Here is a 25,704-nt window from a genome sequence, read left to right as displayed (position 1 = left end):
CTGATAATTTTTTAGGATGCGGCTTTTTAATCGGCTCTCAATGCCTCTATCGGACGGGTCTTTACGGCCTTTAGCGCAGGAAACAGGCCTGCCAGAGTGCCTGCCACAATCAGGGTCATTGTAGCGCGGATGGCAATTCCTAAGTCCACGGTAGGATTCAGAAACATGGTTTGCTGTTGTACTCCTATATCCATTACGGCCTTTCCTGCCGTCATGTTCATGTATTCCGTCACTCCTACTCCCGCCACCATTCCTATGTAGCCGAAAAAAGCCGTGATAACCACACTCTCCACGATGACCAGCTTCAGGATAGACCAAGGACGTGCTCCCAAGGCTTTGCGTATGCCGAATTCTCTTGTCCGTTCCTTTACGGTAATCAGCATGATGTTCGATACGCCGACAATGCCGCTCAACAAAGTGAAGAGCCCGATAATCCAGATGGCTGTCCGCATGTAGTCGGCCCCCTTGTTCATCTGCGTCATTTGGGTGAAGCGATTCCATATCCAGATGGCGCCGTCATCGGTCTTGTCGAAACGTTGGTGAGCGCCGATGGCAGCCCGGTAGTCCGCTTCGAAAACCTTGTTTTCTTCTTCCGTATTCAGGTCTTTAATACTCATCAGGATGTTGTTCAACTTGTCTCCTTTGTTATATACCGTCTGTAAGGTGCTGAAAGGAACGAATACGTCTTGTCCGCCACTGTTTCCCTTATCCTTATAGACACCTACCACTTGAAACATCACACCTCCCATATTCAGCATTTTTCCAAGCGGCTTCGCTCCATGTTTGAAAAGTGTTTTCACCGAGCGTTCGTTGAGGATAGTCACTTTCCTTTTCTCACGGATATCCAATTGATTGATAAACCGTCCTTCGACCACGGTGGGGCGTTCTATCTCCAGAAAGTTGGGATGTACGCCCATCAGTCGCTCGTTGATGTACTCGTTGCCATAGCTGATGTTCATGCCGCTTTGGTATATCACAGCCCCCGCATTTTCCACATGCTTCCGCATGTTTCGGGTGATGGTGAGGTCGCCGTTGTTCAGTTGGATTCTCCTTCCCTGACTCAGTCCGTCATAAGGTTTGCTGGTCCATCCGGCGCCCACTTTTATCGAATTCATGGCCAACGAAGCCATTTGTTCGTTTTGTGCATTCATCACCCCGTTGCCTGCTCCCAACAGCAGAATAAGGATGAAGATGCCCCATGCCACAGCAAAACCTGTGAGGGCGGTACGCAGTTTGTTGCGTTTGATGGTTCCGTATATTTCCTGCCAAAGGTCTATCATCTGTTCAATTTATTATTTCCTTATTTACAATTTTCAATTTACCAGGCAATGCGGCGAACCGGATTGCGGTTGCGTTTTCTGCCGTCCTGTCTCCCGGTTACTTCATGAGTCCGTCTTTTCCGAAAGGCGAAGCGTCGTGATTCAGATTCTCTTCGATATTGCCTATGATACCATCCTTGATGTGGATGATTTTGTCTGTCTGATTGGATACGCCGCTTTCGTGGGTCACCACTACGATGGTCATGCCGGCTTTATGCAGGTCTTTCAGAATCTGCATCACTTCCACGGATGTCTTGCTGTCCAGCGCGCCGGTAGGTTCATCGGCCAAGATTATCTGCGGTTGGGTGATGAGGGCACGGGCAATGGCCACACGTTGCTTCTGTCCGCCGGACATTTCGTTCGGCATGTGGTGCGCCCACTCTTTCAGTCCCAAACGGTCCAGATATTCCATTGCCAACGCGTTGCGTTTGCGGCGGCTCACCCCTTGGTAGAAGAGAGGGAGGGCTACGTTTTCCATGGCATTCTTAAAAGAAATCAGGTTGAACGACTGGAAAATGAAACCGATCATTCGGTTCCTGTATTCGGCGGCTTTCGTCTCGCCGAGGTTTTTGATGAGTGTACCATTTAAATAATATTCTCCGGTGTCGTAGTTATCCAGAATGCCCAGAATGTTCAGTAATGTGGATTTTCCCGAACCGGATGCTCCCATGATGGAAACGAATTCTCCCTTTCCGATGTGGAGGTCGATGCCTTTGAGCACATGCAGAGGTGCTCCGTTGTTGTAGGTCTTGTTGATTTCTTTTAGCTGTATCACGGTTTCACTGTTTATTACTTGCTTTGGTTTTCGCTATTTTGACTATTAGACGCAAAGGGGGTGTCAAAAGTTGCAGTAGAGGAACACTTTTTTAAAAAAAGATTTTGCAGTGTCATTTTTCTTTGTGTAATTTGTAACCATAAATAATATTAACTAACCCTTTAAGCAAAGAAATATCATGAATTCAAGCATGGAAAAACCCTATGTGGTGGGTATTGACATAGGCGGTACAAATACTGTCTTTGGTATTGTAGATGCGCGCGGAACCATCATAACCAGTGGCTCTATCAAGACCGGAGCCTATGAGAAGGCCGAAGATTATGTAGATGAAGTATGCAAGAATCTGCTCCCTCTGATTATTGCCAATGGCGGTGTGGATAAAATAAAGGGAATCGGCATCGGTGCTCCCAACGGTAACTATTATAGCGGCACCATTGAATTTGCCCCGAATCTTCCTTGGAAGGGAGTGATTCCTTTGGCTGCCATGTTTGAGGAACGTTTGGGCATCCCTACCGCATTGACCAATGACGCTAATGCCGCCGGTATAGGCGAGATGACCTACGGTGCCGCACGCGGAATGAAAGATTTCATTATGATTACGCTTGGCACAGGTGTGGGTAGCGGTATCGTTATCAACGGCCAGATGGTTTACGGTCACGACGGTTTTGCCGGTGAATTGGGACATACCATTATCCGTCGCGAAAACGGCCGTCTTTGCGGATGCGGACGCCACGGCTGTTTGGAAACCTACTGTTCGGCCACGGGTGTAGCCCGTTCGGCACGCGAGTTTCTTGCCGCGCGTACCGAGCCCAGTTTGCTGCGCTCCATTCCCGCCGAGAACATCACCTCCAAAGATGTGTATGATGCGGCCGTCAAGGGCGATAAGCTGGCTCAAGACATTTTCGAGTTTACGGGAACCATTCTGGGCGAGGCTTTGGCCGACTTCATCGCTTTTTCCAGTCCGGAGGCCATCGTTCTCTTCGGCGGTCTGGCAAAGGCGGGCGATTATATCTTCAAACCTATCCAGAAAGCCATTGACGCCAATATCCTGAGCATCTATAAGGGTAAGACCAAGTTGCTGGCCTCCGAGTTGAAAGACTCTGACGCTGCCGTATTAGGTGCCAGTGCGTTGGGTTGGGAGCTGAAAGAAATCAGATAACATTTTTATCCTGCTAAATTTGATAAATGGAACGTGCGCTGAAAGCTGACGAGCTTGAAGCGCACGTTTTTTTTTCGCTGACATCGTTTGTCTTCTCGCATCTTATTTCGGGCTTGCATAGGATTGACTTCCGCTCGTAACCTTACACTTCGTCACCCGTAACTCCGCACTTCGTCGCCCTCAACCCCACACTTCACCGTCTGCAATCCCATACCTTGCACTCGTTGAGCTCTCACGTTATGGTGCATACGGTGTGGCGTTGAACTAGTCAACGTGTGGGAGGAGCTGTTCCGAAAATTGTCTTTCTCCCTCCTCCACCTTGAAGTGCACCCCAAAAGTTTTATGTCCAACTTTTGGGGTGCACTTCAACTTATATGGAGGAGGTATTTTCTATTCTTCTCTTCTCTATTCTTTTCTTCTCTCGCGCGCGAGGGAAAGTTTGTATGGTAACTCGTTAAGACACTGTCTGTTATTCCTGTTTTCGATGCTTTGCGGACTGCTTGCCGACTCCGAGTCGGCAGGCAGTTGGCTTGAAGCCGGCAAGCAGTTGGATACAGGTTCGTGCGGAGTTGCCGTGCAAACTTCGGACACTTTCAAAACGATGCGTCAGGAGATTTTTTGCCGGCCTCAACCGGCAAAAGCAATTTTAATTATTCTCCGGACGAAGTTTGCGTACAGTAACAGCAGTCTGCCACATTTCGCTTTCGCGCAAGGCTTTCAGCTCGGCATTCAGTTTTTCACGGTAGTCGGGCTTGGAGTTGCTATCGATGGAAATCTGAGCTTCGTTTCCGGACTTCACGCTTTCGTACAGCTTCTGCACGACGGGTTTGATGGCATCGTGGAACGGGGTCATCCAGTCGAGCGCACCCCGCTGAGCCGTAGTGGAGCAGTTGGCATACATCCAATCCATACCGTTCTTGGCAAACAAGGGCATCAAAGATTGGGTCAACTCTTCCACCGTTTCGTTGAAAGCCTCGGAGGGAGTATGCCCGTTTTCACGCAACACCTCGTACTGTGCCAGCAACAATCCCTGAATGGCACCCATCAATGAACCACGCTCACCGGTCAAATCGGAGGTAGCCTCGCGGATGAAAGTCGTCTCGAACAGATAGCCCGAACCAATGCCGATGCCCAATGCGATGGTCTTGTTGAAAGCTTGTCCGGTGGCATCCTGATAGATGGCATAAGACGAGTTCAAACCGCGACCTTCGAGAAACATGGTGCGAAGTGAAGTGCCGGAGCCTTTTGGGGCAACCATAATCACATCAATGTCTTTTGGAGGAACCACTCCCGTGCGGTCGTTCCAAGTGATGGCAAAGCCGTGGGAGAAATAAAGTGCCTTGCCGGGAGTGAGACAGGGCTTGATGACGGGCCATACGGACATTACAGCCGCATCGGATAGCAAACACATCACGACAGTACCCCTTTGGCAGGCTTCTTCGATGCTGAACAGCGTTTCGCCCGGCACCCATCCGTCGGCCACTGCCTTCTCGTAGGTCTTGCCCGGGCGCTGCCCCACAATGACATTGAAACCGTTATCGCGCAAATTGCAAGCCTGACCGGGCCCCTGCACGCCGTAACCGATGACTGCAATGGTTTCGTCTTTCAAAATCTCACGCGCTTTTTCCAAAGGAAACTCTTCGCGGGTCATCACATTCTCGATAACACCGCCAAAATTTAATTGTGCCATATCTGTTTAAGTTTTTATTTGCGGCTTACGCCAACGTTTATGATTCTGTTTATTTCTCCGTAAATATCACTTTGGAGCGGCAAACCACCTCTCCACTGTTCTTCTTCACTTCCACAGTGTAAATGCCGCCACCGTCATCGTCCATAAAGAAGGTAAGTTCATCCCCATAATAACTTTCGGCTACATAGGCCATCTCAAAACGACGGATGCGCTTTGCCCGATACATCTCCATAGGAAACAAGTCGAGGATATGCTCTATATAGCTGACGCTGTTGACGTGTCCGTTAATATCAATGTCGCTGTACTTGGCAACCAGTGCGGTCAGCGGCTCCGTGGAAGTTGTTTTGATGCGCGAAGGCTTCTCGATAGGGCAAGGCTCATCGCAAATATAATCCATAATGCCGCCTCCATGAAGAGCATGCAGATCGGCCGGCTTACGCGTATTCATACTGATCATGGCCCATACAGAGCGCGCATAACCTATTTTTCGTCCTACTTTGTCGATAAGGGCAAAGTTACGATCCGTAAAAAGGCGATAGACATTCTCCACCCACGTCTGAATGGAAAACTCCTCATACTGATAGGGCATCTCATCCAACTCGATGGCCAGACGGGACAACACCCAGGTATAATTATCCTCGTTCAAGGTAGCAATGCCGAAGCCGCGATCGGTGGCATGAAAACCGGCACAATTCAGCAAATGATTGCCCAATACGCCCAAGGTCAGTCTTCCGGTAAAATCAACATGAAACGGTTCGGCAACAAACTTATACGTTCCTATCTTGTTATTCTCACTCATTGCTGTTTTGTTTACTTTGAAGGTATTTTGTTTCACGCTCAGCCAAGTATTCGTTGACTCGCTCAAAACAACTGGTGGTAATGGCAACACGACCCGAACGAACAAACTGAAGCACACAACCTAACGCACTCAACTCTTCATTAAGACCAGTTATGTCTTCGCTCATGCCATTCTTCTCTACAATAGAAAATACTGCATTGACCTCCACAATACGCGCATTGTATTTTCGGATAACTTTAGAAACTTCCGGTTTCTCTTCCAATATGGAAGTGGTTATCTTATAAAGAGCTATTTCATGTTGGTAGATTTCATCGTCCGTAAAGTAATGGGCCTGCAACACATCTATTTTCTTGGTGATTTGCTTGGCCACCTTTTCAATGGTCTCTTTGTCCGTCCAAGCAGTGATGGTATATTTGTGTACCCCTTTGATGGAGGAGGCCGATACATTCAGGCTTTCGATATTGATTTGCCGGCGGGTAAAAACAGCCGTCACCTGATTGAGCAGACCGGCAAAGTTTTCCGAATGGACGATAATGGTATATAATGTTTTGTCACTCATATTTCTTTCGATTTTAAAAGTCAGCATTCCAGTAGCATCTGGTTCACCGAACCACCCGGTGGGGTCATCGGCATCACATTTCCTTCTTCTACCACGCAAGCTTCGAGCAGGAACGGGCCATCCGTGGCAATCATCTCATCAATCGCTGCTGCCAACTCTTCGCGCTTCATGACCCGACGAGCAGGAATGGCATAGGCCGACGCTATTTTCATATAGTCAGGGTTCATCATAGGGGTGAACGAATAACGGCGGTTGAAGAACATCGCCTGCCATTGCCGAACGTTGCCGAGGAAGTTATTGTTCAGCAGAATTATTTTCACCGGTGCCTTTTGCTCCATAACAGTGCCCAGCTCCTGTATGTTCATCTGTAATCCTCCATCGCCCATGAAAACGCATACTGTACGGTCGGGACTGCCAAAAGTGGCGCCTATGGCGGCCGGAAGCCCGAAACCCATAGTGCCCAAACCGCCTGAGGTGACAATGCTACGCTTCTTGCTATATTTGAAATATCGGGCGGCCATCATCTGATTTTGCCCCACGTCGGTGACCAATATAGCCTCATTGCCGGTAGCCTCGCTGACGGCACGCACCACTTCGCCCATGCTCAAAGCTTTGCCTGCCGGATGCAATTCCGGCCGAATGACTTTTTCCTCTTCTACCTTCTCATAAGGCAGAAAAGTTTCGAGCCATTCTTTATGTTCGGCAGGCTTCAGCAATTCGGTCACCGCAGCCAGCGTCTCCTTGCAGTCGCCCAACACGGCAACATCCACTTTAACGTTCTTATCTATCTCGGCCGGGTCTATATCGAAATGAATAATCTTTGCCTGTGTGGCATAAGTGGACAATTTGCCGGTGACACGGTCGTCGAAGCGCATGCCCACGGCAATCAGTACATCGCATTTGCCTGTATTGATATTGGGCCCCAAATTTCCGTGCATCCCCAGCATTCCCTTGTTCAAAGGATGTGCCGTAGGCAAAGCGGAAAGTCCCAGCAGGGTACATCCGGCAGGCATTCCGGCTTTCTCGATAAAAGTACGGAGTTCCTGTTGAGCTTCTCCCAACTCTACCCCTTGTCCCACCAATACCAAAGGACGCACCGCTCCGTTTATCAGCTCGGCTGCTTGTCTGATGGCTTCGGAATTCATTTCGGGAACCGGAAGATAACTGCGAATATAGTCCACTTTCGTGGGAACGTATTCGGTTTTATCTACTTGCGCATTCTTGGCAAAATCAAGCACCACCGGGCCGGGACGTCCGCTCTTTGCCACATAAAATGCACGAGCCACCGCCCACGCCACATCTTCGGCACGACGGATTTGATAACTCCATTTCGTTATTGGCTGTGTGATACCTACCAAATCGACTTCCTGAAAAGCATCTGTACCCAAAAAGTTTGTTCCTACCTGACCGGCTATAACAACAATCGGCGTGCTGTCTATCATGGCATCGGCAATGCCCGTAATCGTATTGGTGGCACCCGGGCCGCTGGTGACTAAACATACGCCGACTTCGCCAGAAACACGCGCAAAGCCTTGTGCGGCATGAGCCGCCCCCTGCTCATGCCGAACCAGAATATGGTTCAAAGTCTTACGATGGTCGTATAAGGCATCGAATACGGGCATGATACTCCCTCCCGGATAACCGAAGATGGTTTTTACTCCCTGATATTCCAAAGAGCGCATCAATGCTTCGGCACCTGTTATCTGAGCTTCACTGCAATCTGTTCCCGAAAAGGAAGAGGAGGCATTGTTTTTTGTATCACTATTTATCATATTCAATAAATCTTCTGATTTCTTTCCGTTAAAATGTTTTCTTAATTCTCCATGTTTCGCGAAGTCTATATCAACCTCACAGCTCCTTTATCCGCCGAACTTACCATGCCGGCATATGCTTTCAGTGCTTTGGATATTTCGCGAGTACGTGTGACCGGTGTCATGGGGCGGGCGTCCAATTCTTCATCCGTCAACCTCACGTTGATGCTACGTTCCGGAATATTGATTTCAATGATATCTCCATCTTGAATCTTGCCGATGTTTCCACCGGCTGCAGCTTCGGGAGAGATATGCCCTATGCTGAGTCCGGAGGTGCCTCCACTGAAACGTCCGTCGGTAATCAGTGCACACTCCTTACCCAAATGGCGTGACTTGATATAAGAGGTGGGATAAAGCATCTCCTGCATGCCCGGCCCTCCTTTAGGACCTTCGTGGGTGATGACAACGACGTCGCCACTGACCACCTTTCCTCCCAATATACCGTTGCAGGCAGCTTCCTGCGAATCGAAAACCTTGGCCGGACCGGTAAACTTCCAGATACTTTCATCCACTCCGGCCGTTTTTACGACACAGCCATCTTGGGCTATATTCCCTTTCAGAACAGCCAAGCCGCCATCCTTGCTGTAGGCATGCTCCAATCCGCGGATACACCCGGCAATGCGGTCTGCATCCAGTTCTTTGTAAAATACCGCTTGCGAACCAAGCACGAGATTGAACTTTCCGGCAGCGGCGCTGGAGAATTTCTCAATGGCTTCCTCGCATACATTAGGAGAAGTGATGCTATAGCGGTCTATTGCTTCCGCCAACGTCATTCCGTCCACACGAAGAACACCGGTGTCTACCAGTCCGCCTTTCGCCAGTTCGTCCATTATGGCAATGATGCCACCGGCACGATTCACATCTTGGATATGATATTTTTGAGTATTAGGAGCCACTTTGCACAAACAAGGGGTTTGACGGGAGAGCATATCGATGTCGTCCATCGTAAAGCGGGTTTCGGCTTCATGGGCTATTGCCAACAAATGAAGCACCGTATTGGTAGAGCCTCCCATTGCAATGTCCAGTGTCATGGCGTTCAGAAAAGCTTCGCGGGTGGCAATGCTGCGCGGGAGTACGCTGTCATCTCCTTCTTCATAGTATCTGAAAGCATTCTTTACGATTAATTTTGCGGCATCTTCAAACAGTTTCCTGCGGTTGGCATGAGTGGCCACAATCGTTCCGTTGCCGGGCAAGGCCAACCCCAGTGCCTCATTCAGACAGTTCATCGAATTGGCCGTAAACATGCCCGAACAACATCCGCATGTGGGACAGGCCCGTTGTTCTATTTGGGCAACTTCATTGTCGCCTACACTTTCATCGGCCGATTGTATCATGGCATCGATCAAGTCCAGATGTCTGCCATTCCATTCACCGGCTTCCATCGGACCACCCGAAACGAACACGGCAGGAATATTCAGCCGCATTGCCGCCATCAGCATGCCCGGAGTAATTTTGTCGCAATTGCTGATGCAAATCATGGCATCTGCTTTATGGGCATTCACCATATATTCCACGCTATCGGCAATGAGGTCTCGCGAGGGTAAGGAATAAAGCATGCCGTCATGTCCCATAGCGATGCCATCGTCAATGGCAATGGTGTTGAACTCTGCTGCAAAGCATCCCATTTTTTCAATCTCACCCTTTACAAACTGACCGATTTCATGCAGGTGGACGTGTCCGGGTACGAACTGTGTAAACGAATTGACTATAGCGATAATGGGCTTTCCCATTTGTTCTTGCTTCATGCCATTGGCCGTCCACAAAGCCCGGGCGCCTGCCATGCGGCGTCCCTGTGTGCTGAACGAACTACGTAACCGATGCTTCATCTTAATACTCCTTTCAATGAAAAAGCCTTTCTCACCGTTATGAGAAAGGCTTTTTAAAATTATCTTCTATCATACGAATACATACACAAACCTTTCTCACGCTCCCAATGTCACCACCACGACGCGAATAATATGCAGGACTGCCAGGTTAATAGATGTATGCAAGTTCATATCTCTTTTTATCTCTGTTAATTTGGTTGCAAAGGTAAGGGCTTTTTTATAATATCCAAACAAATTGAATGAAAAAAAGAGGATTGGGCAAGAAATCGTAAGAAAACCGTCTCCCTAAATACTTATTTTATTACATGAAAGAGGAACAAGTGACTCTTCGGACAAGTTTTAGCAAAGTTCCTAAGACGGATGAAGCTGCTTAATAATCTGAAAATTACTCCATTTGCTCGGTAGCTGAAATAAATTATTCGTATCTTTGCCCGGCGTAAAAGCCGAAGGCTGAAACGGACGATAAAGTTTATTTAATTTTTTACTTAAAGAAAAAAGAATCAATGGAAAAAATAGAAAACAAGTACATTACCGTAGCATACAAGCTGTACTCAATAGAAAACGGAGAAAAGGATTTCACTGAAGAAGCGCCTGCTGAACATCCTTTCCAATTCATATCCGGATTGGGAATGACACTGGAATCGTTTGAAGCCCGGCTTAAGGACTTGAATGCCGGCGACAAATTCGATTTCACCATTGCAGCCGCCGATGCTTATGGTGACTATGACGATGATCACGTGATCGAACTTCCCAAAGAAGTATTCTTCATAGAAGGAGAGTTTGATAATGAGCGTGTGGTAGAAGGTGCCGTACTCCCCTTGATGACTTCGGAGGGACAACGCGTCAACGGAAGCGTGGTAGAAGTGAAAAAAGACGTGGTTGTGATGGATATGAATCATCCGCTTGCCGGTTGTGATTTGAATTTTGTGGGCGAAGTTGTGGTAAGCCGTCAGGCTACAAACGACGAGATTGCAGAAGTGGTACGCATGATAAGCGGCGGTTGCGGATGTGGCGGTGATTGTGGAGACGGATGCGGTGATGGTTGCGGTGACGGATGTGGTGGATGTTGCCACTAAGCTGTCGGTAGGTATATCTTGATTGGGAAAGACTCTCCCTTAATATTGATAAAGGTTGTGCCACGGGCACCTTTATGATTTTCTTTTAGGCGCGGGTTTCGCTAATCTCACGGATTTATCAATAACACTGTGTGTTTCGCGAAATCCGCGCCTAACAAGTATGAGCATAGGCGCTCTTCATGCGCTGCATCAATGCTTGTGCGTCATGATTTCCAATACCAGCTTGTCTGTTTCGTTCATGCCTTTTGAACCTATCTTGGTCAAGTTGCGAATACTTTGGTCTACATTTTCATCGATAATACCTTCCACGGAAGTCACACAACGATTTTCCATGGCCATGATGGCAGAAAGCACTGCGGTTGAGACGCCGGTGGTTACCTTCAGTGCACAACTGGGCTTGGCGCCATCGCAAATCATACCGGTGAGATTGGCAATCATATTCTGCACGGCATAAGCCACCCGGTCATAGTCTCCTCCCATCAGCCATGTGATTCCGCAACTGGAGCCGGTGGCTGCCACGACACAACCGCAAAGAGCGGATAACCTTCCTAAACTCTGCTTGATATAAATCACCGTCAGATGGCTCAACATCAAGGCACGGATGATTTCTTCTTCCGATTTTCCGTTTTCCTCGGCATAGACCAGAACCGGTAAAGTGGCCGATATGCCTTGATTTCCGCTGCCTGAATTGCTCATCACCGGAATCATGGCACCTGCCATACGTGCGTCGCATGCTCCGGAGGTATAAGAAAGAATGTGGGAAAATACGCTGTCGCCCATCACTTGGTGTTTATACGTGCCGCGAAGAATCTTACCCAAACCGTGGCCGTAGTTTCCTTCGAAAGAGCGTTCGGCTGCTGCTTTGTTCAGCCGCGCTGTCTCCAGAATGAAGCGGATTTCATCCAACGGGGCCGTCAGCGCAAAGTCATAGACTTTGCGCAAACTCAAGTTCGGCACACTGTTCTCTTTTTCTTCATCGGCAGTGGCTTGCTTGCTCAGTAGCACCTCTTGGTTGCGTGCCACAGATATAAAAGTTGTGTGTCCGCCGGCAATGACGGCGGTAGACTTATCTTCTCCTGCCTCGCAGCGCACTTCTATATACAGTTTTTCTTCAATGTCTTCTTTCAGTGCTATGTGAATGCGCTTCTCGTCGATAAACCGTTTTCCTTGCTCCACCGCATCGGGTGTACAATCTTTCAATACTTCCAACAGATATTCCGACTTGCCGATTAACACGCCCAACGCCACTGCGATAGGCAATCCGATCATACCGGTTCCGGGTATGCCTACCCCCATTGCGTTTTTCAAGATATTGGCGCTTAAAAGCACGGTAACCTTTTCCGGACATTTGTCTAATATTTCGGCTGCCTTTGCTGCACACAATGCCACAGCAATAGGTTCCGTACACCCTATAGCCGGTATCACTTCCGATTTGACCAGAGCTATAATCTGTTGCCTTTCTGTTTCTGTCATAATGTTTTATAGTATAGATGCCTCGAAGCACAAATGTACATTATTATTTTCATAAACCAAGCAACATTTACGTAAAGCTGAAGAAGATTTTCTCTGGCATGATGCATCCTGCAAAAAGAGAACTGAAAACAAGCACGAAGCCTCCGGCCGGCCATAAATCAAGTCGGTGGAATCTTACTGAAAAGCTGTAGCGTTATTCTGTGAAAACCGGGGAACTCTTTTTTTTGAAAAATCTCATCAAATTCATCGCTTAAAGAGGAGAAAAAAAGAAGAGATGGAGTCTGTTCCATACTGAGGGTACATCAGTCGTATACTGATGTGGCTTCAGTCGTATACTGATGGTACATCAGTCGTATACTGATCTACCCCCTCGTCAGAATGCATTCTGGCAAGGGTCTGCCGATTTCGGAGCTTTCTTTGAGGTTTAAGTGAATAATGTTTACATAAACGGCGTATTTCCAAACTGTTTGCGCAAATCATCCCTTTATACAGAGGCGTAGCCATCCTAAGCATTAAGACGGAGCATCGGGCTGTTGCCCTCGCAAACTGCTTCCTTGGGATTTATTAAAAGGCAGTGGGGAATCCGACATCAAGGTCGGGCTAAATAAGGAAAAATCAAGCGGAAACTAAACGTTATATCGTTTTTTTTGTTATCTTTATATTCTCAAACTTCGTTGGAGAAAGAAAATGAAAGTACATCTACCTCATATATAAACCTTTAAAGCTATTGATATGTTCAACTCATTTGGAAATATTTTTCGCCTTACCAGCTTCGGAGAATCGCACGGTAAAGGCATCGGGGGCGTAATAGATGGATTTCCGTCGGGAATCGCCATCGACATGGATTTTGTACAATCTGAACTCGACCGCCGTCGCCCCGGACAATCGCGCATAACGACCGCAAGAAAAGAAGGAGATAAAGTGGAATTTCTTTCCGGAATCTTCGAAGGTAAATCAACGGGTTGTCCCATAGGTTTTATTGTATGGAATGAAAATCAGCATTCCGACGATTATAACAACTTAAAGGAAGTATACCGCCCTTCGCATGCCGACTATACTTACAATGTGAAATATGGTATTCGCGACCATCGGGGAGGAGGACGTTCTTCGGCACGCGAGACCATTTCGCGTGTTGTGGCCGGAGCGTTGGCCAAATTGGCACTGAAACAATTGGGTATACAGATCACAGCATATACCTCGCAAGTAGGTCCCATCCGGTTGGAAGAAAATTATACTGCCTATGACCTCGACCTGATAGATACCAATCCGGTGCGCTGCCCCGATCCGGAGAAGGCTAAAGAGATGGAAGAACTCATCTTCAAGATAAAAGGAGAAGGAGATACCATCGGGGGTGTCATCACTTGCGTCATCAAAGGCTGTCCTATCGGACTGGGGCAACCGGTGTACGGCAAACTGCATGCTGCCCTTGGCGGTGCCATGCTTAGCATCAATGCCGCCAAAGCCTTTGAATATGGTGATGGCTTCAAAGGTCTGAAGCAGAAAGGTTCGGAGCAGAACGATGTGTTCTACAACAATAACGGACGTATTGAAACACGCACCAATCATTCAGGAGGCATACAAGGCGGTATCAGCAACGGGCAAGACATTTACTTCCGCGTAGCTTTCAAGCCCGTAGCCACTGTATTGATGGAACAACACACGGTAAATATTGACGGCATAGACACCACGTTGAAAGCCCGAGGCCGTCATGACCCGTGCGTGCTGCCACGTGCCGTGCCCATTGTAGAAGCAATGGCTGCCATCACTCTGCTGGACTTCTACCTGATAGATAGGACGACACAGTTATAGAGTTATTAATGGTGAGCGTTAACCCTTATCCCCTAACTTACGTATGGAAATAAAAAAGTATATTGCAGAAAATGAGCCGCGAATGCTCGAAGAGTTATTCAGCCTTATCCGTATTCCGAGTATAAGTGCCAAACCGGAACATCATGACGACATGTTGGCTTGCGCCGAACGTTGGGCGCAACTGTTGTTACAAGCCGGGGCAGACGAAGCCTTGGTGATGCCCTCGAAAGGCAATCCCATCGTCTTCGGACAAAAAATAGCAGACCCGAATGCCAAAACCGTGTTGGTATACGCCCACTATGACGTAATGCCGGCAGAGCCGTTGGAACTTTGGAAAAGCAACCCCTTCGAGCCGGAAGTGCGTGACGGGCACATCTGGGCACGCGGTGCCGACGATGACAAGGGGCAATCTTTCATTCAAGTGAAGGCTTTTGAATATCTCGTTAAGAACGACTTGTTGCGGACCAATGTAAAATTCATTTTCGAGGGTGAAGAAGAAATCGGTTCGCCAAGTCTGGAAAGTTTCTGTCAGGAACATAAAGAGCTATTGAAAGCAGACGTCATATTAGTGTCGGATACCAGCATGCTCGGTGCCGACCTGCCTTCATTGACCACCGGCCTTCGCGGATTGGCCTATTGGGAGATAGAGGTTACAGGTCCTAACCGCGACCTTCATTCGGGACATTTCGGAGGTGCCGTGGCCAATCCGATCAATGTATTATGCCAAATGATCGGCAAAGTGACGGATGCTGACGGGCGCATTACCGTTCCCGGATTCTATGACGATGTAGAGGAAGTTCCGCAAGCAGAACGCAATATGATAGCTCACATCCCCTTCGATGAAGAAAAGTATAAGAAAGCCATCGGCGTGCAGGTACTCTTCGGCGAGAAAGGCTACAGCACACTGGAGCGTAATAGTTGCCGTCCGTCATTCGATGTGTGCGGCATTTGGGGAGGATATACAGGCGAAGGTTCCAAGACCGTACTTCCGTCCAAGGCTTACGCCAAAGTGTCCTGTCGACTTGTTCCACACCAAGACCACCATAAAATCTCCCAACTGTTTGCCGACTATATTCTGAGCATTGCACCCGACACTGTGCAGGTAAAGGTCACTCCTATGCATGGCGGACAAGGCTATGTATGTCCCATCTCATTACCGGCTTATCAGGCTGCCGAGAAAGGCTTTGAAAAAGCATTCGGCAAGAAGCCCCTGGCCGTACGCCGTGGCGGAAGCATTCCTATCATATCTACATTCGAGCAGGTATTGGGACTGAAAACGGTATTGATGGGTTTCGGACTTGAGTCCAATGCCATCCACTCTCCCAACGAAAATATGTCACTTGACATTTTCCGCAAGGGAATAGAAGCCGTGACGGAATTTTATCAGAACTACAAATAATCATCTCAGGGCCTGTTTTCTTCTGTAAACAGGCTCTTCAATATATCCATCAACATGAAAGATTTTCAAATCAGAGCCATCGGACTTATGTCCGGCACTTCCCTCGATGGACTGGACGTTTGCTGTTGCACCTTCCTGAGACAATCAGGAAAATGGAGTTTCCGAATAGATTGCGCTAAAGGCTACGACTATCCGGAAGAAATGAAACAGATACTCGGCACCGGCGCACAGCAGATGAGTGCTTTGGACTTTATCACCTTTCATAGCGCTTACGGCAAGTTCCTCGGTGAACGGGTAAACGACTTCATGCGGGAATTCAACGTGCGTCCGGACATAATAGCCTCTCATGGGCACACCATCTTCCACGAGCCGAAAAAGAAAATCATGTATCAAATAGGAGACGGAGCCGCCATTGCAGCCGAGACCCGGATTCCCACTGTGTCGGATTTTCGTCGGTTGGACATCATGTTGGGCGGTCAAGGCGCTCCGCTTGTACCGATAGGAGACCGCTTGCTTTTCAGCGAATATGATTATTGCCTGAACATAGGCGGCTTCTCCAACATCTCGTTCGAGCAAGAGGGGAAGCGCATCGCTTTCGATATCAGTCCGGTGAATTATGTAATTAACCATTACTGCCGACAAATAGGATTGGAATTTGACCGTGACGGAGACATCGCCCGCCAAGGCACTATCTGCCAAAGTCTATTAGACGAATTGAACGGCATGGATTTCTATCGCCAATCAGGTCCGAAGTCATTGGGGCGCGAGTGGGTAGAAACGCTTGTCTATCCGATGTTGGAACGTTATGAGTTAAGCATGGAGGACAGATTGCGTACGTTTTATGAGCATGCCGCCCATCAAGTGCAACGTGTCATCACGGCGCATCCGCTTTCAGGAGGCAGCGACAAGCTACTGATTACCGGTGGAGGCGCTTTCAACAAATTCCTGATAGAACGGATCGGTGCGCTCTGCCCATGCGAGATTGTTATTCCCGACCGACAGATTATTGAATACAAAGAAGCTTTGATTTTTGCTTTCCTCGGTGCGCTCTACATGGCTGATGAACCCGGCTGCCTTGCTTCCGTAACAGGAGCACCGATAGATAATATAGGAGGGATGTTGTTCAAAATATAAACGAACCGACAAAAACAGGATACAGAACTGGTTATATGATCTATTCGAACGGCTTGCGGAAAGCGCAGCCACTCCTCCACTCGGAACACCCGTAAGCCGTTCTTCCTTTGATAATGGTGCCTTTGCCACAAAGAGGACAAGGAGTGCCGATCAAGAGGTCTGTTGCTTGTTGGGGCGACGTTGTGATGCTTGCCGCATCTTTCTTTTCCCCCCCTCTCTTCTGCGGTGCTCTCTTCTTGGGTTCTTGTTTGGGCCTGTCGCTTTTCCCCGTTTTCTTGGCAGGCGACTGTTCTTTTTTTACCTCCGTAGCCTGTATGGTGATGCGGCGATTGCTATTATCGGAAAGTACATTCATCACCACCTCAGACACCATTTGCTTTAATTCCTCCAGAAATTGCCCGGCATTATAAGTGCGTTTTTCTATCTCACGGAGTTTCTTTTCCCATATGCCGGTCAGCTCTGCCGACTTCAACAGCTCTTCATGGATAATCTGTATCAATTCCACACCTGTGGGGGTTGCTATCAGGTTCTTTTTCTCCTTACGGATATAATTTCGTTTGAATAACGTCTCGATGATTGCCGCACGCGTAGACGGTCGGCCGATGCCGTTTTCCTTCAAAGCATCGCGAAGTTCATCGTTGTCCACCAGTTTCCCGGCAGTCTCCATGGCACGAAGCAGGGTTGCTTCGGTATAAGGGCGGGGCGGCTGTGTCCATTTCTCCATCAATTCAGGTAAGTGAGGGCCGCTTTCGCCTTTCATAAAGGCAGGCAACAACTTGTCGGCCGAAGATTCTTTTTCCTCTTTTTCCTCTTCAACAGCTTCATTAGGCGATTGTTGCGAAGCGGCAAACACGACTCTCCACCCCGGAACCAGTATCTGCCGGCCGGTGGCTTTGAACAATATCTGCTCCACTTCCCCCAGCACAGTGGTGGTGGCAAACTGGCAATCGGGATAAAACGCGGCAATGAATCGGCGGGCGATAAGGTCGTAGACCTGCTTCTCCATGTTGCTCAATGCTTGCGGATATTGCCCGGTAGGAATAATGGCATGGTGGTCGGTCACTTTGGAGTTGTCGAACACTTTTTTCGACTTGGGCAACGGCTTCTCTTCCAATGGGGCAGTGAGGGAAGCATAATCACGCAGCCCTTTCAAGATGCCGGGGCATTTGGGGTAGATATCATCACTGAGAAAAGTGGTGTCTACACGTGGATAAGTTACCACTTTTTTCTCATACAGAGATTGAATGGTCTTCAACGTATCGTCAGCAGAGAAAGCAAACTTCTTGTTACACTCTACCTGAAGCGATGTAAGATCGAAAAGCCGGGGAGGAGCTTCCTTACCGTTCTTCTTTACTACCGAAGTAATCGTGAATGGATCATGCTTTATCTGCTCCAGTAGAGCAACGCCACGGTCATAGTCCGTAATGGGGTCTATGCCGGGGTTATCATCGGTTGTCTTGTTCAAGGCCGAAACAGCATTGTCTTTCTTGCCATCGCTCTGCTTCTCGGCTTCCAGAACCAGTTCCTCCTCGCTTTTACGGATAAGAGCTGTGAACGTGGTTTCGCGATAGATGGTGCTCAGTACCCAATATTGCTTGGGCACAAAATTCTGTATCTCCAACTGACGGTTCACGATCAAAGCCAATGTCGGTGTCTGTACACGTCCTATGGAAAGCACCTGCCTGTTTTGCCCATACTTCATCGTATAAAGACGGGTGGCATTCATGCCAAGCAACCAATCACCGATGGCACGAGACAGTCCTGCCTCATATAAAGGCTGGAAGTCTGAAGCGTCACGTAGTTTGGCGAACCCCTCACGAATGGCTTCTTCCGTCAACGAGGAGATCCATAGACGCTTCACCGGACAATGCGCACCGGCTTTTTGCATCACCCAGCGTTGAATCAATTCTCCTTCCTGTCCGGCATCGCCGCAATTTATAATCATGTCGGCATGCTGCATGAGGTTTTCTATGGTATGAAACTGGCGTTCGTAGGTAGGATTGCTGATGAGTTTGATGCCGAAGCGAGGGGGAATCATGGGTAAGCTTCCCAAACTCCATGATTTCCAGTTGGGCGTATATTCGTGCGGTTCCTTCAGTGTACAAAGGTGGCCGAATGTCCAAGTGACCTGATACCCGTTTCCCTCGATGTATCCGTCTTTCTTGTCTTTCGCTCCCAACACATCGGCTATGTCACGTGCCACAGAGGGCTTTTCGGCAATACAAACTATCATTCGTTATTCTTCATTTTTATTCGTGGAGCAAAGGTACAAAAAGAGGAGGAATGAGAAAAATAATCTCCCAATAAGTCAAAAGATACTATTTTGAGAGGAGGCTGAAAAGAATGTTGCGAAATGGGGAAACGTATAGGCATAAAAAAAGGAGTACCGCTGTACTCCAACCTTTGTTAACCTTAAATCTAATACTATGAAAAACACATTGCAAAGATACGGACTTTGAGATAATCTGCAAACTTTCCAAGAAAAAAAGCATGTTCTATAACACAGATTAAGAAAAAGGAGTGGAAATGCAAAGACTTTCCACCCCTTTTTAACATTTAAAACCAATACTATTCTTTTATCGAAGTGTACTCTTTGTCTATCAGAGAACGATTTCCCAAAGAATAGCCGGTTCTCTTATTCTTCATCCAACAAGATATCGAGAATCTGGCAAGCAGCCTTTGCTACCGGAGTACCGGGGCCGAAGATAGCGGCTACACCTGCTTTGTAAAGGAAATCGTAGTCTTGTGCGGGGATTACACCACCGGCTATTACTATAATATCCTCACGTCCCAACTTCTTAAGCTCTTCGATGATCTGCGGAACCAACGTCTTATGGCCGGCAGCCAGTGAAGAAACACCTACTACATGCACATCGTTTTCCACTGCTTCGCGGGCTGCTTCGGCCGGAGTTTGGAACAACGGCCCCATATCCACATCGAAACCACAGTCGGCATATCCGGTCGCTACCACTTTAGCGCCACGATCGTGACCGTCCTGTCCCATCTTGGCTATCATAATACGGGGCTGACGTCCCTCTTTCTTAGCAAACTTCTCGGCCAATTCGCAGGCACGTTGGAAGTCGCTGTCATTCTTACTTTCTGATGAATACACGCCTGAAATAGTTCTGATTACTGCTTTATAACGTCCTACAATCTTTTCGCAAGCATAAGAGATTTCGCCCAAAGTGGCGCGAACACGAGCTGCTTCTACCGCCAGTTCAAGCAAGTTGCCCTTACCGCTTTCCACGCACTCGGTGATGGCTGCTAATGCTTTATCCACCTCGGCTTGGTTGCGTCCTTCTTTCAGGCGTTTCAGATTTTCAATCTGCTCTTGGCGAACAGCTGTATTGTCAATCTCAAGGATATCAATCGGAGCTTCTTTCTCCAAACGATATTTATTCACACCTACGATGGTCTGTGAACCGCTGTCGATACGCGCCTGCGTGCGTGCGGCCGCTTCTTCGATACGCATCTTAGGAATACCGGTCTCGATGGCCTTTGCCATACCGCCGAGTTTCTCCACTTCCTGCAAAAGTTCCCAAGCCTTATGAGCAAGTTCGTTAGTCAGAGACTCTACATAATAAGAACCGCCCCACGGGTCGACATTCTTGCAGATGTAAGTTTCTTCCTGAATATAAATCTGAGTATTACGTGCAATACGTGCAGAAAAATCGGTAGGCAAGGCTATCGCCTCGTCAAGCGCATTGGTGTGCAGCGATTGCGTATGTCCCAATGCAGCGGCCATAGCCTCGATACAAGTACGCCCCACATTATTGAACGGGTCTTGCTCGGTCAGCGACCAGCCGGAAGTCTGGGAGTGTGTACGCAAAGCCAAAGATTTAGGATTCTTCGGGTTGAATTGCTTCACAATCTTTGCCCATAGCATACGGGCTGCACGCATCTTGGCTATTTCCATGAAGTGGTTGGTACCGATGGCCCAGAAGAAAGAAAGCCGCGGGGCAAATGCATCGATGTCGATACCGGCAGCAGTTCCGGCACGCAAATATTCCAGACCGTCGGCCAGCGTATAAGCCAACTCTATATCTGCCGTAGCACCGGCCTCCTGCATATGATAGCCGGAGATAGAGATAGAATTGAACTTAGGCATCTTCTGCGAAGTATATTCAAAGATGTCGGAAATAATCTTCATGGAGAATGCAGGCGGATAAATATAGGTGTTACGCACCATGAACTCTTTCAGAATATCATTCTGGATTGTACCCGCCATTTCTTCCAGTTTGGCTCCTTGTTCCAGACCGGCATTGATATAGAACGCCATAACGGGAAGCACAGCGCCGTTCATGGTCATGGAAACGGACATTTTGCTCAAGGGAATGCCGTCGAAAAGCACCTTCATGTTCTCTAACGAACAGATGGATACACCGGCTTTACCCACGTCGCCCACCACACGTTCGTGGTCGGGGTCGTAGCCACGGTGGGTAGCCAAGTCGAACGCTACGGACAAACCTTTCTGCCCGGAAGCCAAATTACGACGATAGAAAGCATTGGACTCTTCGGCCGTAGAGAAACCTGCATACTGACGGATAGTCCAGGGACGCAACGTGTACATCACAGAGTATGGTCCGCGTAAATAAGGAGGAAGGCCGGCGGCATAACTCAAATGCTCCATCCCTTCGAGGTCTTCTTTTGTATAAACAGGCTTCACTTCAATATGTTCCGGCGTCTTCCAGTCAGCACGGATATCATTAGCCTTTTGCCACTCGGCTCCATTAACGGGTCGGAAAGCGGCATATATATCTAAGTTCTTAAAATCTTTTCTCATCTTACTTCAAAAGTTTAGCGTTGTATTCCTTTAATGTTTCCAGCACGTTGACACGAACATGGATAAAGTTTTCGATGCCGGCAGCCTTCAGTTCGTCCATGCAGGCGGGGGCACCGGCCACGATGAACATGGCACGGCCATTCAGAGCCTTGAAAGCCGGAACGGCATACTCCACATATTCATCATCGCTTGAACAAAGCACTACGATGTCGGCCTTGGCAGCCATGGCAGCTTCTACACCCTCTTCTACTGTTGGGAAGCCAAGATTGTCAACAACCTCATATCCGGCACAAGCCAGGAAGTTACATGAGAATTGCGCACGCGCCTGACGCATGGCAAGGTTACCGATAGTAAGCATAAATGCTTTCGGACGTTTTCCCGAAGCCTCTGTTTCAAGGCGTAAAGCTTCAAACTCACTGGCTGCACGGTCGAAGTTCAATGTAGGCACATCCTTTTCGCATGTATCATGACCGCCACAGCAACTGGTTGCCTTGAGCGGTTGCTTTTCGCCTGCCTTTTCATTGAAGTTGGGGAACTGATTGGTACCCAGCAACACTTCCTTGCGCTTGGCAATGTCAGCATGACGGGCTTTATTGCTTTCGTTCACCGCAGCCTGCACCTTACCGGCTTTGACTGCGTTGTAGAATCCACCTTCCTCTTCTACGGCGAGGAACAAGTCCCAAGCCTGTTTGGCTATGGAGACGGTCAGATTTTCAATGTAGTAAGAACCGGCAGCAGGGTCGATAACCTTATCGAAGTGGGATTCTTCCTTCAGCAACAATTGCTGGTTGCGAGCCATACGTTCAGAAAACTCATTGGGCGCATCGTAAGCCTTGTCGAACGGAGCAACGGTCATAGAGTCTACGCCGGCAATAGCAGCACTCATGGCCTCGGTCTGCGTACGCAACAAATTCACGTATGCATCGAACAAAGTAAGATTAAAAGTGGAAGTTTCCGCATGGATTCTCATCTTGGCTGCACAACGGCATTCGTTATGTTCACCCTTGTTCTTGCGGTGGTCGCGCAGACATTCAGGTTCATAAGCAGCTACGATATTTGCCCAAAGCATACGTGCCGCACGGAATTTAGCTATCTCAAGAAAATAATTGGAGCTGATACCGAAGTTGAACTTTATCTTTTTGGCCACTACGGCGGCAGGAAGTCCCGCCTCGGTCAATCGGTTCATGTATTCATTTCCCCAAGCCAACGCATAGCCCAATTCTTGATAAATATAGGCACCTGCATTGTTCAAGCTCAGGGCACTCACATTCAGTACACGATATTTGGGAAGTTCGGCAGTGGCTTCGATCAAGGCCTTGGCTGTTGCCTGTACATCTCCCTTTTCCTTGCCTTTGGTCAGCATTTTGTTGAAGAAGTCATAGTTTATGGAACCTTGCAACTTCGACAAATCATAATCTTTCTTCCGGAAGTAAGCCACAAGAAGCTCGGCAAGCTCTACCACATGTCCCTGGCAAGTAGAGAAGTTGAGTTCTACACATTCGGCACAAATGTCTTTCAGCAAAGTTTCAATGTACGCTGCGCTCAGTTCCTTGGCTTTTACATGAAAAGAAAGCGAATCAATACCCTTATTCAAAATATCCAGTGCCTTGGCATTGGCTTCTTGGGGAGATTCTACCCTGATTTCCTGACGAACAAGCCACTCGTTGTTATCTTTCTTGGTACCTCTGAGATAAGGAAATTCACCGGGAAGGGCATCTGTGGTCTTCAATCCCTCAAGATCTTCCATCCGGTAGAAAGGTTTCACCTTAAATCCTTCGTTTGTCTTCCAAACGAGTTTCTTCTCATAATCCGCGCCTTTCAAATCGGCGATAACCTTCTCCATCCACTGTTCGGTGGAAACGGGAGAAAAGTCCGAGAAGAGTTTTTCTTTACTGTCTGCCATAGTTTATTTAAAATTAAAAATAGATGAATACTATTCATTCTGTCGTCTAAGAGACTTGCAAATATACTGAATTACTTAGAAGAACAAAGCGTTTTAGTGAAAAATAGCATGCTTATGCAACCATCTGTCAATCACCGGAAGGGGAAGTTCGCCACCTTCGTTGCAGGTTTTGCAAAGCCCACATGACAAAAAGAACAACAAAGCCTTTGCCACCTCCTCATTATTGACTACTTTTGCGCAAAATTTATAAAACAAGTATATTTTAAGGTAACTATGGATTGGTTAGAAACTTTGCTATGGGATCCCTCATCCGTGGCACACATCGTTTGCTTATATGCATTCGTTATCTCTGTGGGCGTATTATTAGGTAAAATTAAAATCTTCGGCGTATCATTGGGAGTGACATTTGTGCTCTTCGCCGGTATCCTGATGGGGCATTTCGGCTTCACGGGAGAGACCCACATTCTGCACTTCATCCGCGAATTCGGTTTGATTTTATTCGTATTCTGCATCGGTTTGCAAGTAGGACCGGCCTTCTTTTCTTCTTTCAAGAAAGGAGGCATGACGCTGAACATGCTTGCCGTAGGCGTTGTGGCACTGAACATCGCAGTGGCACTGAGCATTTATTTCATTGACGGAAACATAGAATTGCCCATGATTGTGGGTATCCTCTACGGTGCTGTAACAAACACTCCCGGTTTGGGTGCCGCCAACGAAGCGTTGAACCAGCTTCACTATACGGGCGACCCGATTGCCCTGGGATATGCCTGCGCCTATCCGCTCGGTGTGGTGGGTATCATAGGCTCAATCATTGCTGTGCGCTATATCTGCCGCGTCAATCTGAAAAAAGAAGAAGAGGAACTTCATACACAAGAGACGGACTCCAAGCATCAGCCCCACATGTTGCATCTGGAGGTGCGCAATGAGTCTATCAACGGCAAGAAGCTGCTTCAAATCAAGGAATTCTTGGGACGCCCGTTTGTCTGCTCGCGCATTCGGCACGAAGGACATGTCAGCATTCCCAATCAAGACACTGAGTTTCATATCGGCGACCAACTGTTTATTGTCTGCTCTGAAGAAGATGCCGAAGCCGTAACCGCTTTTATCGGCAAGGAGATAGAGATGGATTGGGAAAGACAAGACACTCCGTTGGTTTCACGACGCATTCTGGTCACCAAATCCGAAATCAACGGCAAGAAACTGGGAAGTCTGCACTTCCGCAGCATGTATGGAGTTAATGTAACCCGTGTCAACCGTTCGGGCGTGGATTTATTCGCCGACCCTAATCTGGTACTTCAGGTGGGCGACCGTGTGATGGTTGTGGGACAACAAGATGCCGTAGAACGTGTGGCGGGTGTATTGGGCAACCAATTGAAGCGTCTGGACACTCCGAACATCGTGACCATTTTCGTAGGTATCTTCCTTGGAATTCTGTTGGGAAGCCTTCCTATCGCATTTCCCGGTATGCCGACACCCGTAAAGCTTGGTTTGGCAGGCGGCCCGCTTGTGGTAGCCATTCTTATCGGCCGTTTCGGACACAAGATACGTCTCGTGACCTATACTACCATGAGCGCCAACCTGATGTTGCGTGAAATAGGTATCGTGCTTTTCCTTGCCAGCGTAGGCATAGAGGCGGGAGAACATTTCGTTCAGACAGTGGTGGAAGGTAACGGGTTGTCGTACGTGGGATACGGATTCCTGATAACCGTCGTTCCCCTACTCATTGTCGGCATCGTAGCTCGTCTTTATTTCAAAGTGAACTATTTCACTCTCATGGGGCTTATCGCCGGCAGCAACACCGATCCTCCTGCATTGGCCTATTCTAACCAGACAGCAGGTAACGACGCACCGGCAGTAGGCTATTCAACGGTTTATCCGTTAACCATGTTCCTGCGCATCTTGGCGGGACAGATGATTCTGTTGGCGATGATGTAGATTCTTAGGCAATAAAGCAAGAAAATCCTGATAGGTGGATTAAACTTTCTGTCAAGAATTAGCACCAATCGTTTCTCGATAGGTATCCCTTGCGAGAGATATCTGCAGACCGGCTTTGGTGGGGATATATCTCCACCATGCTGCATCTATATGCCGAGCGTGCTGCATCTATACTTACAGCCGAAGGCATCCATATAGCAAGCCGGAGCGAGAAGGAGAGTTCTCAAAGAGGTAAATGTTTTTCTTTTTCTGAA

General features: G+C 48.1%; 17 protein-coding genes. 6 read left to right on the top strand and 11 right to left on the bottom strand.

From position 1 onward, the window contains the following. Positions 1-26: 26 nt before the first annotated feature. A complete protein-coding gene (locus C3V43_RS05945; RefSeq protein ID WP_106069018.1) occupies positions 27-1,280 on the bottom strand; it encodes an ABC transporter permease in 1,254 nt (417 codons plus the stop codon). A 97-nt stretch (positions 1,281-1,377) separates the two neighbouring features. Beyond that, positions 1,378-2,094 (bottom strand): ABC transporter ATP-binding protein, encoded by a 717-nt coding sequence (locus C3V43_RS05940; RefSeq protein ID WP_106069017.1) that lies wholly within the window; start codon positions 2,092-2,094, stop codon positions 1,378-1,380. Between the two features lie 178 nt (positions 2,095-2,272). Here C3V43_RS05940 and C3V43_RS05935 point away from each other — a divergent pair, with 178 nt between their 5' ends. Next, positions 2,273-3,253: an ROK family protein gene (locus C3V43_RS05935; RefSeq protein WP_106069016.1), complete on the top strand. Its 981-nt coding sequence runs from the start codon at positions 2,273-2,275 to the stop codon at positions 3,251-3,253. A gap of 646 nt (positions 3,254-3,899) precedes the next feature. On the opposite strand, the gene ilvC is transcribed toward C3V43_RS05935, so the two are convergent. The 5 genes from ilvC to ilvD form a co-directional block, all read right to left on the bottom strand. After that, entirely contained in the window at positions 3,900-4,943 is a 1,044-nt protein-coding gene (ilvC, locus tag C3V43_RS05930) for a ketol-acid reductoisomerase (protein ID WP_106069015.1), read from the bottom strand. 49 nt (positions 4,944-4,992) lie between these two features. Then, positions 4,993-5,742 carry an acyl-[acyl-carrier-protein] thioesterase gene (locus C3V43_RS05925; protein ID WP_106070483.1) on the bottom strand — a complete coding sequence of 250 codons (750 nt, stop codon included), beginning with the start codon at positions 5,740-5,742 and terminating at the stop codon, positions 4,993-4,995. After that, positions 5,735-6,301 (bottom strand): acetolactate synthase small subunit, encoded by a 567-nt coding sequence (gene ilvN, locus C3V43_RS05920; protein WP_106069014.1) that lies wholly within the window; start codon positions 6,299-6,301, stop codon positions 5,735-5,737. Before ilvN ends, C3V43_RS05925 begins: the two co-directional genes overlap by 8 nt. A gap of 20 nt (positions 6,302-6,321) precedes the next feature. Further along, positions 6,322-7,983 (bottom strand): biosynthetic-type acetolactate synthase large subunit, encoded by a 1,662-nt coding sequence (ilvB, locus tag C3V43_RS05915; protein WP_235655899.1) that lies wholly within the window; start codon positions 7,981-7,983, stop codon positions 6,322-6,324. A 155-nt stretch (positions 7,984-8,138) separates the two neighbouring features. Beyond that, on the bottom strand, positions 8,139-9,938 hold the full coding sequence (gene ilvD, locus C3V43_RS05910; protein ID WP_106069012.1) for a dihydroxy-acid dehydratase: 1,800 nt from the start codon (positions 9,936-9,938) through the stop codon (positions 8,139-8,141). Positions 9,939-10,441: 503 nt separating this feature from the next. Here ilvD and C3V43_RS05905 point away from each other — a divergent pair. Beyond that, positions 10,442-11,014: an FKBP-type peptidyl-prolyl cis-trans isomerase gene (locus C3V43_RS05905; RefSeq protein ID WP_106069011.1), complete on the top strand. Its 573-nt coding sequence runs from the start codon at positions 10,442-10,444 to the stop codon at positions 11,012-11,014. 189 nt (positions 11,015-11,203) lie between these two features. Here the strand turns inward: C3V43_RS05905 and C3V43_RS05900 are convergent, their stop codons facing one another. Next, entirely contained in the window at positions 11,204-12,487 is a 1,284-nt protein-coding gene (locus C3V43_RS05900) for an L-cysteine desulfidase family protein (protein WP_106069010.1), read from the bottom strand. Between the two features lie 732 nt (positions 12,488-13,219). On the opposite strand from C3V43_RS05900, the gene aroC reads away from it, so the two are divergent. Genes aroC through C3V43_RS05885 form a run of 3 tightly spaced genes read left to right on the top strand, consistent with a single transcriptional unit; the run spans position 13,220 to position 16,829 of the window. Beyond that, positions 13,220-14,296 carry a chorismate synthase gene (gene aroC / locus C3V43_RS05895; RefSeq protein ID WP_106069009.1) on the top strand — a complete coding sequence of 359 codons (1,077 nt, stop codon included), beginning with the start codon at positions 13,220-13,222 and terminating at the stop codon, positions 14,294-14,296. Between the two features lie 43 nt (positions 14,297-14,339). Continuing rightward, the gene (locus C3V43_RS05890) at positions 14,340-15,695 is read left to right on the top strand and encodes a dipeptidase (protein ID WP_106069008.1); all 1,356 of its coding nucleotides are present in this window, start codon (positions 14,340-14,342) and stop codon (positions 15,693-15,695) included. A gap of 54 nt (positions 15,696-15,749) precedes the next feature. After that, positions 15,750-16,829: an anhydro-N-acetylmuramic acid kinase gene (locus C3V43_RS05885; RefSeq protein ID WP_106069007.1), complete on the top strand. Its 1,080-nt coding sequence runs from the start codon at positions 15,750-15,752 to the stop codon at positions 16,827-16,829. A 40-nt stretch (positions 16,830-16,869) separates the two neighbouring features. Here the strand turns inward: C3V43_RS05885 and C3V43_RS05880 are convergent, their stop codons facing one another. The 3 genes from C3V43_RS05880 to mutA form a co-directional block, all read right to left on the bottom strand. After that, positions 16,870-19,062 (bottom strand): DNA topoisomerase 3, encoded by a 2,193-nt coding sequence (locus tag C3V43_RS05880; RefSeq protein ID WP_106069006.1) that lies wholly within the window; start codon positions 19,060-19,062, stop codon positions 16,870-16,872. Positions 19,063-19,464: 402 nt separating this feature from the next. Next, on the bottom strand, positions 19,465-21,612 hold the full coding sequence (gene scpA, locus C3V43_RS05875; RefSeq protein ID WP_106069005.1) for a methylmalonyl-CoA mutase: 2,148 nt from the start codon (positions 21,610-21,612) through the stop codon (positions 19,465-19,467). A gap of 1 nt (position 21,613) precedes the next feature. After that, positions 21,614-23,515 (bottom strand): methylmalonyl-CoA mutase small subunit, encoded by a 1,902-nt coding sequence (mutA, locus tag C3V43_RS05870; protein ID WP_106069004.1) that lies wholly within the window; start codon positions 23,513-23,515, stop codon positions 21,614-21,616. A 273-nt stretch (positions 23,516-23,788) separates the two neighbouring features. On the opposite strand from mutA, the gene C3V43_RS05865 reads away from it, so the two are divergent. Continuing rightward, the gene (locus C3V43_RS05865; protein ID WP_106069003.1) at positions 23,789-25,450 is read left to right on the top strand and encodes a putative transporter; all 1,662 of its coding nucleotides are present in this window, start codon (positions 23,789-23,791) and stop codon (positions 25,448-25,450) included. Positions 25,451-25,704: the final 254 nt, after the last annotated feature.

This window comes from Prevotella heparinolytica, from assembly GCF_002998535.1.
Classification (GTDB): Bacteria; Bacteroidota; Bacteroidia; order Bacteroidales; family Bacteroidaceae; genus Bacteroides; species Bacteroides heparinolyticus.
Note: the sequence above shows the minus strand (reverse complement) of the source record. Positions and strands in the feature narration are given on the sequence as shown.

What these genes read in the sequence shown, in the direction of transcription:
- ilvB (WP_235655899.1), bottom strand. Translation starts at nt 7,983, where the DNA reads ATGCGCTCTTTGGAATATCAGGGAGTAAAAACCATCTTCGGTTATCCG.
- C3V43_RS05880 (WP_106069006.1), bottom strand. Translation starts at nt 19,062, where the DNA reads ATGATAGTTTGTATTGCCGAAAAGCCCTCTGTGGCACGTGACATAGCC.
- scpA (WP_106069005.1), bottom strand. Translation starts at nt 21,612, where the DNA reads ATGAGAAAAGATTTTAAGAACTTAGATATATATGCCGCTTTCCGACCC.
- mutA (WP_106069004.1), bottom strand. Translation starts at nt 23,515, where the DNA reads ATGGCAGACAGTAAAGAAAAACTCTTCTCGGACTTTTCTCCCGTTTCC.
- C3V43_RS05925 (WP_106070483.1), bottom strand. Translation starts at nt 5,742, where the DNA reads ATGAGTGAGAATAACAAGATAGGAACGTATAAGTTTGTTGCCGAACCG.
- C3V43_RS05890 (WP_106069008.1), top strand. Translation starts at nt 14,340, where the DNA reads ATGGAAATAAAAAAGTATATTGCAGAAAATGAGCCGCGAATGCTCGAA.
- C3V43_RS05945 (WP_106069018.1), bottom strand. Translation starts at nt 1,280, where the DNA reads ATGATAGACCTTTGGCAGGAAATATACGGAACCATCAAACGCAACAAA.
- C3V43_RS05935 (WP_106069016.1), top strand. Translation starts at nt 2,273, where the DNA reads ATGAATTCAAGCATGGAAAAACCCTATGTGGTGGGTATTGACATAGGC.
- aroC (WP_106069009.1), top strand. Translation starts at nt 13,220, where the DNA reads ATGTTCAACTCATTTGGAAATATTTTTCGCCTTACCAGCTTCGGAGAA.
- ilvN (WP_106069014.1), bottom strand. Translation starts at nt 6,301, where the DNA reads ATGAGTGACAAAACATTATATACCATTATCGTCCATTCGGAAAACTTT.
- ilvD (WP_106069012.1), bottom strand. Translation starts at nt 9,938, where the DNA reads ATGAAGCATCGGTTACGTAGTTCGTTCAGCACACAGGGACGCCGCATG.
- C3V43_RS05900 (WP_106069010.1), bottom strand. Translation starts at nt 12,487, where the DNA reads ATGACAGAAACAGAAAGGCAACAGATTATAGCTCTGGTCAAATCGGAA.
- C3V43_RS05885 (WP_106069007.1), top strand. Translation starts at nt 15,750, where the DNA reads ATGAAAGATTTTCAAATCAGAGCCATCGGACTTATGTCCGGCACTTCC.
- ilvC (WP_106069015.1), bottom strand. Translation starts at nt 4,943, where the DNA reads ATGGCACAATTAAATTTTGGCGGTGTTATCGAGAATGTGATGACCCGC.
- C3V43_RS05865 (WP_106069003.1), top strand. Translation starts at nt 23,789, where the DNA reads ATGGATTGGTTAGAAACTTTGCTATGGGATCCCTCATCCGTGGCACAC.
- C3V43_RS05905 (WP_106069011.1), top strand. Translation starts at nt 10,442, where the DNA reads ATGGAAAAAATAGAAAACAAGTACATTACCGTAGCATACAAGCTGTAC.